Origin of the sequence: Sulfuricaulis sp., assembly GCF_041499725.1 — a bacterium.
Lineage (GTDB): Bacteria > Pseudomonadota > Gammaproteobacteria > Acidiferrobacterales > Sulfurifustaceae > Sulfuricaulis.
Genome location: NZ_JBGQKW010000078.1, coordinates 1 through 12,668 on the forward strand (window position 1 = coordinate 1; position 12,668 = coordinate 12,668).

The window sequence follows — 12,668 nt, forward strand, 5'->3', positions numbered from 1 at the left end:
CGGCGCCGTGCTCGATCGCAACGGCCTGCGTCCGTCGCGCTACTACGTAACGAAAGACGGTCTGGTGGTCATGGCGTCCGAGGTCGGCGTGCTCGACATCCCGCCGGAGAACGTGCTCATCAAGGAACGCTTGCACCCGGGTCGTATCTTCCTGGTGGATACGCGCGAGGGCCGCATCATCGACGATGCCGAACTCAAGCAGCGCTACACCTCGGCGCATCCGTACAAAGATTGGCTGAAGACAAACCTCGTCCCGCTCGATCAACTGCCCAAACCGCCGCAAGTGCCGGAGCTGGATCACGCCAGCGTGCTGCAGCGCCAGCAGGCCTTCGGCTATACCCACGAAGACCTGCGTATCCTTATGGCGCCGATGGCACAGAAGGGCGAGGAGCCAGTGGGTTCCATGGGCAACGACGCGGCGCTGGCGGTGCTGTCGGAAAAGCCGCGCCTGCTGTACGACTATTTCAAGCAACTGTTCGCGCAGGTGACCAATCCGCCGCTCGATGCGATCCGCGAGGAGCTGGTGACCCAGATTGAAACGCCGCTCGGCCCCGAGGGCAATTTGCTCAAGCCCGGTCCCGAAAGCTGCCGCATGCTGAAGCTCAAGACGCCGATCCTGGGCAACGAAGAACTGGCGAAAATTCGCCATCTCGATCGCGCCGGTTTCAAGACCGTCACCCTCCCCATGTCGTTCCCGGCCGGTTCGGGCGGGCCGGGGCTGGCGCGCGCGCTGGAAGAATTGTGCATGAAGGCGAGCGCGGCGATCTCCCAGGGCTGCACCTTTATTGTTCTGTCCGACCGTGGCGTGGACGCGCAGCACATGCCGATGCCGGCGCTGCTGGCCACGTCCGGGGTGCATCATCACCTGGTGCGCGCGGGCACGCGCGTGAAAGTAGGCCTGATCGTTGAATCCGGCGAGCCACGCGAGACGCACCACATGGCGCTGCTGCTGGGCTACGGCGCGGGTGCGGTGAATCCGTATCTGGCATTCGAGACGGTCGACGACATGATCCGCGAAGGTCTGCTCGAGGGAGTGGATCCTGCGACGGCGGTCAAGAATTACATCAAGGCACTCAACAAAGGCGTGGTGAAAGCCATCTCCAAGATGGGCATCTCCACCATACAGTCTTATCGTGGCGCGCAGATTTTCGAGGCCATCGGTCTCGACAAAGCGTTTGTCGACAAGTATTTCACCTGGACCGCCTCGCGCGTCGGCGGTATCGGTGTCGACATCGTGGCGCAGGAGGCCAGTCTGCGTCACCACCGCGCCTATCCCGACCGGCCGGTGGGTCCGCCGGAGCTCGACTGGGGCGGGCATTACCAGTGGCGCCGCGACGGCGAGTATCACATGCTCAATCCCGAGACGATCGCGAAGCTGCAGCAGGCCACGCGCGCCAACTCCTACGCGATGTTCAAGGAATTCTCCCGCGCCTGCGACAACGGCGCGCAACATCTCGCCACCCTGCGCGGGCTCATGGAATTCAAGCCGGCCGACCGGCCCATCCCGATCGACGAGGTGGAATCCGTGGAGTCCATCATGCAGCGCTTTGCCACCGGTGCCATGTCCTATGGCTCGATCAGCCAGGAGGCACACGAGTCGCTCGCGATTGCCATGAACCGTATCGGCGGCCGCTCCAACTGTGGCGAAGGCGGTGAAGACCCCGATCGTTACGGGACCGTCCGCAATTCACGCGTCAAACAGGTAGCCTCGGGCCGCTTCGGTGTGACCAGCCATTATCTGGTGAACGCGACCGACCTGCAGATCAAGATGGCCCAGGGTGCCAAGCCCGGCGAAGGCGGGCAGCTGCCCGGACACAAAGTGTATCCGTGGATCGCCAAGGTGCGTTACTCGACGCCCGGCGTCGGCCTGATTTCACCGCCGCCGCATCACGATATTTATTCGATCGAGGATTTGGCACAGTTGATTCACGATCTCAAGAACGCCAACCGCGAGGCGCGCATCCACGTGAAGCTGGTCTCCGAGGTGGGCGTGGGTACCGTCGCCGCCGGCGTCGCCAAGGCACATGCCGACGTGGTGCTGATCTCCGGCCACGACGGCGGCACGGGCGCAAGCCCGCTGACCTCGATCAAGCACGCGGGCCTGCCGTGGGAACTCGGTCTGTCCGAGACCCAGCAGGTGTTGGTGATGAACAATCTGCGCGACCGCATCGTGGTGCAGGTGGATGGCCAGCTGAAGACCGGCCGCGACGTCGTGATCGCCGCGCTGCTCGGTGCCGAGGAGTACGGTTTCTCGAGCGCGCCGCTGGTGGTGCTCGGTTGCATCATGATGCGCGTGTGCCATCTGAACACCTGTCCGGTCGGCATCGCCACCCAGGACCCGGAGCTGCGCAAGAAATTCGCGGGCCAACCCGAACATGTCGAGAACTTCTTCCGCTTCGTGGCGCAGGAAGTGCGTGAATGGATGGCGCAGCTCGGCTTCCGTACGATGGCTGAAATGATCGGGCGCGTGGACCGCCTGAACGTGAAAAAGGCCGTGGATCACTGGAAGGCGCGCGGCCTCGATTTCACGCAGATCCTGTACCAGCCGCCGGCCGGTCCCGACGTGGCCATCCGCCAGGTGCGGGCACAGGATCACGGACTCGAGAAGTCGCTCGACATGGTGACGATCCTGCCACTCACGCGTGAAGCTCTCGAGTCCAAGAAGCCCGTGGATATCATCCTGCCGATTCGCAATGTCCACCGCACGGTTGGTACGATACTCGGCAGCGAGGTGAGCCGGCGCTACGGCGCCGAGGGTCTGCCCGAGGACACGATCCGCATCCATTTCAACGGCTCCGCCGGCCAGAGCTTTGGTGCGTTTCTGCCGAACGGCATTACTTTCACGCTCGAAGGCGACGCTAACGACTATATCGGCAAAGGGCTGTCCGGCGGCAAGCTCATCGTTTATCCGCCGCGCCAAGCCAGTTTCGTGCCGGAGGAGAACATCCTCATCGGCAACGTGGCACTTTACGGGGCGACCGCGGGCGAAGCCTATTTCCGCGGGGTGGCGGGCGAGCGCTTCGGCGTGCGCAATTCCGGTGCGCATACGGTGGTCGAGGGCGTGGGCGACCACGGTTGTGAATACATGACCGGCGGCCGCGTGGTGGTCATCGGTTCCACGGGCCGCAATTTCGCGGCTGGCATGTCCGGTGGCGTGGCCTACGTGCTCGATGCCGCGGGCGATTTCAAGCGTCATTGCAATCTCGCGATGGTGGACATCGATCCCATGACCTCCGCCGAGGACGTGGAGCTGGTGAAGGACCTGCTCAAGCGCCATGCGCATTACACCGGCAGCACGGTCGCGGGAAGGATTCTCGCCAGCTGGAAAGCCCAGCAGGCGAAATTCGTGAAGGTGACGCCCAAGGACTACAAGCGCGTGCTCGCGGCTATTTCCATGGCGCGGCAAAACGGTATCTCGGAAGAACAGGCGGTGATGGAAGCGGCGCATGGGTAAGATCACCGGCTTTATCGAGTTTCACCGCGCCAAACAGCTTTACCGACCCGTCGCCGAACGGGTGCGGGACTGGAAGCAGGTCATGCGCCCGTTCCCCGAGGACGAGCTCAAGCAACAGGGCGCGCGCTGCATGGACTGCGGCATTCCGTTCTGCCATCAGGGTTGCCCGCTGGGTAACATCATCCCCGACTGGAACGATCTGGTTTACCGCGGACAGTGGCAGGAGGCGATCGACCGCCTGCACGCAACCAACAACTTCCCGGATTTTACCGGCACGCTGTGTCCGGCGCCGTGCGAGGGCGCGTGCGTGCTCGGCATCAACGACGATCCGGTGACGATCAAGGCCATTGAGCTCGCCATCATTGACCGTGCCTTTCAGCAAGGCTGGATCAAACCCGAGCCGCCGAAAGTGCTGACCGGCAAGAAAGTCGCCATCGTCGGTTCCGGTCCCGCCGGCCTCGCGGGCGCGCAGCAGCTGCGGCGCGCGGGCCACGACGTCACCGTGTTCGAACGCGATGACCGCATCGGCGGGCTCCTGCGTTACGGCATTCCCGAATTCAAAATGGAAAAGAAAGTTCTCGAACGGCGGCTGGAACAGATGCAGGCCGAAGGCGTGGTGTTCAAGGCGAACGCGCACATCGGCGTGAACCTGCCGGTGGAAGAGCTGCGAAAGAATTTTGACGCCATCCTGTTGTCCGGAGGCGCCTGCGCGCCGCGCGATCTCAAAGTCCCGGGGCGTGATTTAAAGGGCGTGCATTTTGCGATGGAGTACCTCACACAATCGAACCGCCGCTGCGAAGGCGACACGGTTGCGGCGAACCGGGAAATCACCGCTCAGGGTAAACACGTCATCATCATCGGCGGCGGCGACACCGGCGCCGATTGTCTCGGTACCACGAATCGTCAGGGCGCGAAGCGCGTGCACCAGCTGGAAATCATGCCGCGCCCGCCGGAACACCGCGCCGCGGACAATCCCTGGCCGCAGTATCCGTATGTTTATCGTGTCGCCTCGGCGCACGAAGAGGGCGTCGAGCGGGTCTATTCGGTTTCGACCAAACGTTTTATCGGGGACGATCACGGTCGTCTCAAGGCGCTCGAACTGGTCAAAGTGGAGCTGGTCCGCGAAGGCGGTCGCGTGAGTTTCAAGGAAGTCACGGGCAGCGAGTTCACGCTGCCCTGCGAGCTGGCGTTGCTGGCCATGGGTTTCACCGGGCCCGAAAAACCAGGCATGCTGGAGAGTCTCGGCGTGAAGCTCACCGAGCGCGGCAACGTGTGGCGCGACGATAACTGGATGACGAGCATTCCCGGCGTGTTCACCGCCGGCGACATGCAGCGCGGCCAGTCACTGATCGTCTGGGCCATTGCCGAGGCGCGCTCGGCGGCGCGCGGCATCGACAAATATCTCACGGGCGCCTCCGACCTCCCCGCGCCGCTCTAACATTACTCACCGCAAAGACGCAAAGAAAAGCGGGAATCGGCTTCATGCCGCAAAGCCCTGCTTGAACACATTTTTCCTTTGCGCTCTTGGTGCCTTTGCGGTGAAATCTCTTTATGACAGAACTTAAGAACGACAGATTATTGCGTGCGCTGCTCAGGCAGCCCGTGGACGTGACGCCGGTGTGGATCATGCGCCAGGCGGGGCGGTATCTGCCCGAGTATCGCGCGGTGCGTGAGCGGGCCGGCGATTTCAAGACGCTCTGCACCACGCCGGAACTCGCCTGCGAGGTGACGCTGCAACCGCTGCGCCGCTTCGCGCTCGATGCCGCGATTCTTTTTTCCGATATTCTCACCATTCCCGACGCCATGGGGCTCGGGCTTTATTTCACCGAGGGCGAGGGCCCGCAGTTCAAGAAGCCCGTACGCACCGCCGCCGACGTCGCGGCGCTGCCGGTCCCGGACCCCGAGTCGGAACTGAAATACGTCATGGATGCGGTGCGCCTGATCCGGCGCGAACTGCACGGCCAGGTCCCGCTGATCGGCTTCGCGGGCAGTCCCTGGACACTCGCGACTTACATGGTCGAAGGCGGTGGCAGCAAGGATTTCGCGCTCGTCAAATCCATGATGTTCGACCAGCCGCAGCTCATGCATCAGTTACTCGACGTCCTCGCGCGCGCGGTGGCCGCCTACCTCAACGCTCAGGTCGCCGCCGGCGCGCAGGCGCTGATGCTGTTCGACACCTGGGGAGGCGTGCTGACGCCGCGGGATTACCGCGAATTCTCGCTGCGCTATATGGAGCGGATCATCCAGGGCCTCACGCGCGAGCACGAAGGCCGGCGCGTGCCGGTGATCCTGTTCACCAAGAACGGCGGCCAATGGCTCGAAACCATGGCGGATTCGGGTGCCGACACGCTCGGCATCGACTGGACCACCGACCTGGGCGACGCCCGCGCGCGCGTGGGTCAGCGCGTGGCGCTGCAGGGCAACATGGACCCGTCCCTGCTGTACGCCTCGCCGGAACGCATCCGTCGCGAAGTGGATACCATCCTGGCAAGCTATGGCCAAGGCAGCGGCCTGGTTTTCAATCTGGGTCATGGCATCCACCAGCATGTCAATCCCGACAAGGTGGTCGTGGTCGTGGACGCGGTGCATGACCTGAGCCGCCAGTATCATCAGGGATAGTGCGGAGAGCGGTTTCCGCGGTTATCCTGCAAGACCTACATTATTAATTATTACTGGTGGTCATCCATTATATATGGACAATGCCCGCTGCCCCTTCGAGAAGGCCATCCTGAGCGTTCAGTGTACCTGTGAAATGGCCACCCGTTTTTCCGTTGCCGAGCAGATGGGCGTGGAATGCCGTTCCGACATCGCGCGCAACAATTGCGCCACGCTCCTGGCGTTCATGCGCGCACGCGCGCGCTTCGTGCTCAAGGTGACGGATACTTCCGCGAGCCTGCCGTTCGGCAAGGAAATGAAGGTCATGCTCGGCGGGTTGATCGGCCTGCAGCGGCAGATGGCGACAGAGGAGGGAGCCGCGGCGGCCGGGGTCCAGAATATCCACGCACTGGTGCAGCAGGCGCAAGCGGCTTACGGCTCGCTGGATGCGCTGCCGTATCAGGAAATCGTCAAATCGATTGCGGCGTTCCAGGGCAAGCGCCGCGGTAACGCTCATCCCTCCCGTTGATTTTGGCTTAAACGGGATTGTCAATCGTCGCTGATAAGTCTTTGATAAGCGGGAACTTGACCGCTTCGCCGCTTTGCGCGCGTTGTCATTTGGGATACGTGCAGGTAGATTGACGTCTGAACTAAAAACGGACGTCTAGCTTCAAGAAAAAGTTTGCTGTTTCTGCGGCCGCTCCACAAGGAGGCGGTGCCCGCGCCGCACATGTCGGCGGTGTATAACTATAAACGCCGTCGCGGAAACAGGAGGTGGGGAAGTGGTGCAGAACAAATCCGAAGCGGACCGCGCGTCCGCTTCGAAAAGAATGCTAGGCCTGCTCGACGGGCTGAAGAACACGTCATCGGGTATCGTCATCTATGACCAAATCGCACGCTTGGTGGAAGAGCAGGAGGGCGTGCAGGCCAAGGTCGATCACACCTACGCCTCGCTGCTGCATTTGCTGCTTGATGCCTACGCGCGCGATCCCTCCGCCGATCACATCACCCGTCTCAATGCGCGCCTGATCCAGTTGCGCCGCGGTTTCGCGCCCGCTTCGGGTGCCGCGGTTTCGCCCGACAAGCTCGACGAGCGTATCCGTCAGGCCGCCGCCGGGGTGACCGTGCCCGCCGCCGGCACGCCGACGGAAAGGCCCCGGCCGGAACCGGCCGCCGCGCCCAAGGCCGCGGCAACCCCCCCGAAGGATAATTCCACGACGACATTTCCGGCGACCGAGAACGGCGCGCTGATGGCCGAGCGCCGCGTCAACAGTGCCTATCGCCTGCACCTCGACCGCCAGCGTGACGAGATCGAGAAGCTGCAAGGAGCGCTCGCCAAGAGCGTGACCGACGCGCTCACCCAGAACCGCGAATTCGGCGCGCTGCTGCAGATCGAACTGCGCGCCCTGCAGCAGGCCGAAGGCGACAAGGAGATTGAACAGCTGCGGCAGATCCTCGTCGGTGGTCTCGAGGAGCTGCTCAGCGGGCAACGCTCGCTCGACTCCAAGCTGCACCGCACCGGAGGTTATCTGAAGCTCATCAAGGCCGACAGCGAGCGGCTGCACGATGAGCTGAACAAGGTGCGGCTGTTGTCGCTGACCGATGAGTTCACCGGCCTGCCGAACCGGCGCGCCTTCATGCGCCGCCTGCAGGACGAAACCAGCCGCGCGCAACGTTACGGCGCGCCACTCACGCTGGCCATGATCGACCTCGATGAATTCAAGGCCGTGAACGACGTTCACGGTCACGCCGCCGGCGATGCCATCCTGCGCTGTTACGCCACCGACGTGCTGACCGTGCTGCGCCACCACGACATGGTCGCGCGCTACGGCGGCGAGGAGTTCGCGGTCCTGCTGCCCAACACCACCCCGGACGGAGCCGTCGCGGCCATGACCAAGGTGAGGAACCGCGCGCTGGAAGTTCGCTGTGAACATCAAAATATGACGCTGGTTCTGCCGACCTTTTCCACCGGCATCGCCCTGTATACCCCCGGCGAAAGCCACACCGACCTGATCGACCGCACCGATCGTGCCCTGTACCGCGCCAAACGGCTTGGCCGCAACCGTATCGAGCTGGAAATGTCCATCGTCCCGCCAAACCGGCCCCAGGGCCTGACCAACGACAACGGCGCCTGAGGCCGACTGTGCCCGGGTTGTGAACCGGGGTTCCGGCGTCTAATCTCAATGACAGGTCATTCACGCCAGTTATTGAGGAGATTGCCTTGGCGGGTACGGACACCTCGACAGATCCGTCGTTGCTGAAAAGCCTCAAGCATCATTTGGAAGGTCTGAAGCGGACCGAACACGGGCTTATCCTCTACAACCAGATCCAGCGCGGCTTGCAGAAGTACGGACACGAGAATGGGCGCATCGAGCTCGTTTTTGTGACCTTTCTGCATGGACTGCTCGGCAAGTACGCCACCAGCCCGGCCTGTGACCCTGCCACCCGCGTCAAGGCGCGCCTCATCCAGCAGCGCCTGACGCTTTACCTGCCCACGCCATCCACCGCGACCGCCGCGGCACCAGCCGCCGCCGCGCCGCCGCGCCCTGTGTCCCCGCCGGTCGCGGCAAAGCCGGTCGTGTCACCACCCATCGTACCGGCGCCGATACCGGCACCACCCGCACCACCGGTGGTCGCCGCCAGGCCGGAGCCGGTGATGGAAGCAGCCGCTCCCGTCCCCGTCCCCGTCCCCGAAACATCCGCGTCGCCCACGCGGCAGGGGAAGATCGAGGCGCTGGAAGACACGCTCGCGGATAAAGTGACGGAGAGCATCAAGGTCGACAAACAGTTCGGCGAGTTGCTGGAAAGCGAACGTGTCGCCCTGCAGGACACGCACAGCCCGCTGGGCGAACTCGGCGATCTCAAGCAGATTCTGGTCAAGGGACTGAATGAACTGATCGAGGAACGCCAGGCGCTGATCGAAAAACTTTCCACCGCGAGCGAATATCTCAAGGCGGTGGAATCGGACCGCGCGCGCCTGCGGCAGGAACTCGGCCAGGCGCGCAAACACAGCATGGCCGACGAATTGACCGGATTGCCCAAGCGTGATGTGTTCATCAAACAACTCGAATCCGAGATCGGCCGCGTCAAGCGCTACGGGTTCGCGCTGGCGTTCGCGGTCATCGACATCGACAACCTCGAATCGGTCAACAAGCGCTACGGGCGCGCCACCGGCGACGCCGTGCTGCGCTGCTACGCCAGCGAGATACTGTCCAAGTTCCGCACCTACGATCTGGTGGCGCGCTACGGTGGCGATGAGTTCGCCGTGCTGTTCCCGAACACGCAGAAGGACGGGGCGATGCACGCGCTGGAAAAGGCGCGCAAGACCGCCACCAGCACATTCATTCATCAGGACGGCAAGAACATTCCCCTGCCGAGTTTTTCAAGCGTGCTGACGCAGTATTCGCCCGGCGAACCTCCGGCCGCGCTGCTGCAGCGCGCGGACGAGACGCTGACCCACGCCAAGCTGGGCGGCTACAATCGCATGGTGGTTGCCCTGCCGACGGCCTAGCCTAGCCGCCGAATCCCGAGGCCAGCTCTTTCGGAGACGGTGACAGTGGCGACCAAGGAAACCTAGTTCATTGCGGCTATCTGCGCCCATTGCCGAAGGAGCATTCGCCTCGGGCACTGGGCGCTACTTCTGGCCGGCCATAAGATGATCGGTTAGTATTGCGCCGCCGTCATTTTATGGAGGAGAGAATTTCATGCGTCTTCGGATATTTTTGGCAGCGGTAGCAGCGGGTTTCAGTGTCCCGGTTCTGGCGGATTCCATCGATATTAATCTCAACAACGACAGCGTGCAGGCGACTTATGCCACGGCCTGGCGCCAGGCCGAATTCAACGCCGGTTTCCTGTCCAACACCGACCAGAACGATTGGGTCGCCAGCATGGGTCTCCTCGCCTCCGGCGAGAAGCAGACCGGCGACATGCGTGTTGAGGCCGGACTCGGCGGCAAGGTCTACTACGCCAACGTCAGCAACGATGACGTACTCGCTCTCGGCCTTGGCGGCCAGTTCAGTGTGCATCCGAACAACTTCCCGGTCGGTTTCGGCGGTTACCTGTATTACGCCCCGGACGTCATCACGTTCATGGACGGCAAGAAATTCTGGGAATGGGGCGTGCGCGCCGAGTTCGAGGTGGTCAAAAAGACCGCCAACATCTATGTCGGTTACCGCAAAGTCCGCGCCGATCTCGACAATAATTCCGATGTGACCGTCGATTCCGGTGCTCATGTGGGCGTGAAGATCAGTTTCTAGCACCATCCCCTCCTCAACTCAGCGCAAGCGAGACACGATTCGCGGGTAGCCGCCGCGCATCCCATGAAAAGCCTCTGGAACGACACGGAAGCCGCGCCATTCCCGGGCGATCTGGGATTGCGCGTCTACACCTCGCGCCTGCTCGGGTGCGACAAGTCGCTGGTGCTGCACGGCGGCGGCAACACCTCGGTCAAAATCACGGAAAAAAATCTCCTCGGTGAAGCAGAAGCGCTACTCTATGTGAAGGGCAGCGGCTGGGACCTCGAGTTCATCGAGGCCGCCGGGTTCTCGCCGGTGCGCATGGAGCATCTGCTCAGGCTCGCGAAGCTGCCGCAGCTGTCCGACCCGCAGATGGTGAACGAACTGCGCACCCACATGACCCGCGCCTCGGCGCCGACGCCTTCCGTTGAAGCCATTTTGCACGCGATTCTTCCGCACAAATACGTGGACCACACCCACGCCGATGCCGTGATCACCGTGACCAATACGGCCAAGGGGCTGGAGCGCATCCGCGAGATTTACGGCGACAGTGTCGTGGTCATTCCCTATGTCATGCCGGGCTTCGACCTCGCGCGGTTGTGTGCCGAGGAATTCGCCAAACAAACCGGCAAGAACACGATCGGCATGGTGTTGATGAATCACGGCATCTTTTCCTTCGGTGAAACCGCGCGGCAATCCTACGAGCGCATGATCGAGCTCGTGACGCGCGCCGAGGACTATCTCGCGAAGCACAAGGCCTGGCAGTTACCGGCCGCCACGGAAAAGCCGTCCCCGGGCCCGTTGCGGCGGGAGATGGCCGAGCTGCGGCGCACGCTGTCCGCGACCGCCGGGTTTCCCGTGATCATCGCGGCGCACGAAGATGCCGCGAGCCTGGCGTTTGCGCGCCGGGCGGATATCGCAACGATCTCGCAGCAGGGACCGGCGACACCGGATCATGTCATCCGCACCAAACGCGTGCCGATGATCGGGCGTGACGTCAAAGCCTACGTCGAGGCCTACAAAAAATATTTCAACGAGCACGCACCCAAAACAAAAGAACCCAAGACCATGCTCGATCCCGCGCCGCGCGTGATCCTCGACCGCGACTTCGGCGTAATTACCGTCGGGCGCAGCGCCAAAGACGCCGCGATTACTTACGACATTTACGCCCATACACTCGAGATCATCCAGCGTGCCACCGCGCTCGGCGGCTGGCAGGCGCTGCCGGCGAAGGACATTTTTGACGTGGAATACTGGGACCTGGAGCAGGCCAAGCTCAAGGGCGGCGGCAAGCCGCCGGTGTTCGCCGGCGAAGTGGCGCTGGTGACTGGCGCGGCCTCCGGCATTGGCAAGGCCTGTGTCGATTCGCTGCTGGCGCGCGGTGCTGCGGTCGTGGGGCTCGACATCAATCACGCCATTACCGGCCTTTACAGCCGCTCCGATTATCTTGGTCTGGTCTGCGACGTGACGGATGAAAAGCGGCTCGCTGAGACATTGGAAAAAACCGCGCGCGCCTTCGGCGGCCTCGACATGCTGATTTTGAACGCCGGTATTTTCCCACCCGGCTGCCGCATCGAGGCGCTCGCGACCGCCGAATGGCAGAAAGTGCTGCGCATCAACCTGGATTCAAATATGGTGCTGATGCGCGAGGCGCATGCGCTGCTCAAGCTAGCGCCCCAGGGCGGGCGCGCGGTGGTGATCGGCTCCAAGAACGTCCCCGCTCCCGGCCCCGGCGCCGCGGCTTATTCGGCCTCGAAAGCGGCGCTGAACCAACTCGCGCGCGTTGCTGCCTTGGAGTGGGGCGCGGACAACATTCGCATCAATTCGCTGCACCCGAACGCCGTGTTCGACACCGGCATCTGGACCGACGAAGTCCTCGCCGCGCGCGCCAAGCACTATGGCCTCACGGTCGAGCAGTACAAGAAAAATAACGTGCTGAAAACCGAAATCACCAGCCGCGACGTCGCCGAACTCGCGGCCGAGATGTGTGGCCCGCTGTTCGCTAAGACTACCGCCGCGCAGGTGCCGGTGGATGGCGGGAATGAGCGGGTGATTTAGTCAAAGTACCGGACTCACTCGCCTTCGGGCGCGGTGCCCTGCCATGAAGTGTTTATCGTCGATCAATTCCTGAAATCATCATGCGAAAACTGCCACGCGCGTTCTATGACCGGGACACGATCGCTGTTGCCCGGGATCTGCTCGGGAAATACCTGGTTCATGCGGCGCGCGGCGTGGAGCGCGTTGGCCGGATCGTGGAAGTGGAGGCCTACCTCGGGCCGCACGACCTCGCCGCCCATTCCGCGCGCGGGCTGACGGAGCGGACCAAAGTCATGTTCGGTCCGCCGGGCCATGCCTATGTCTACATGATCTACGGGATGTATTTC

General features: G+C 62.8%; 9 protein-coding genes. All 9 read left to right on the plus strand.

Annotation, left to right across the window (positions count from 1 at the left end):
* Positions 1-3,454 (plus strand): glutamate synthase large subunit (gene gltB, locus ACC569_RS11705; protein WP_372523714.1); only part of this gene is annotated, 3,454 nt, incomplete at its 5' end.
* Positions 3,447-4,892 carry a glutamate synthase subunit beta gene (locus tag ACC569_RS11710; RefSeq protein ID WP_372523715.1) on the plus strand — a complete coding sequence of 482 codons (1,446 nt, stop codon included), beginning with the start codon at positions 3,447-3,449 and terminating at the stop codon, positions 4,890-4,892. The genes gltB and ACC569_RS11710, both read left to right, overlap by 8 nt.
* Before the next feature lie 113 nt (positions 4,893-5,005).
* Positions 5,006-6,073, plus strand: a complete 1,068-nt coding sequence (gene hemE / locus ACC569_RS11715; RefSeq protein ID WP_372523716.1) for a uroporphyrinogen decarboxylase — start codon at positions 5,006-5,008, stop codon at positions 6,071-6,073.
* 73 nt (positions 6,074-6,146) lie between these two features.
* On the plus strand, positions 6,147-6,578 hold the full coding sequence (locus tag ACC569_RS11720) for a hypothetical protein (protein WP_372523717.1): 432 nt from the start codon (positions 6,147-6,149) through the stop codon (positions 6,576-6,578).
* Positions 6,579-6,834: 256 nt separating this feature from the next.
* Positions 6,835-8,184, plus strand: coding sequence for a GGDEF domain-containing protein (locus tag ACC569_RS11725; RefSeq protein ID WP_372523718.1), 1,350 nt, complete (start codon positions 6,835-6,837; stop codon positions 8,182-8,184).
* A gap of 86 nt (positions 8,185-8,270) precedes the next feature.
* Positions 8,271-9,560: a GGDEF domain-containing protein gene (locus ACC569_RS11730; RefSeq protein ID WP_372523719.1), complete on the plus strand. Its 1,290-nt coding sequence runs from the start codon at positions 8,271-8,273 to the stop codon at positions 9,558-9,560.
* A gap of 193 nt (positions 9,561-9,753) precedes the next feature.
* A complete protein-coding gene (locus ACC569_RS11735; protein ID WP_372523720.1) occupies positions 9,754-10,305 on the plus strand; it encodes a YfaZ family outer membrane protein in 552 nt (183 codons plus the stop codon).
* Positions 10,306-10,368: 63 nt separating this feature from the next.
* Entirely contained in the window at positions 10,369-12,342 is a 1,974-nt protein-coding gene (locus ACC569_RS11740) for a bifunctional aldolase/short-chain dehydrogenase (protein ID WP_372523721.1), read from the plus strand.
* An 80-nt stretch (positions 12,343-12,422) separates the two neighbouring features.
* The coding region (locus ACC569_RS11745) for a DNA-3-methyladenine glycosylase (RefSeq protein WP_372523722.1) at positions 12,423-12,668 on the plus strand (246 nt) is incomplete at its 3' end.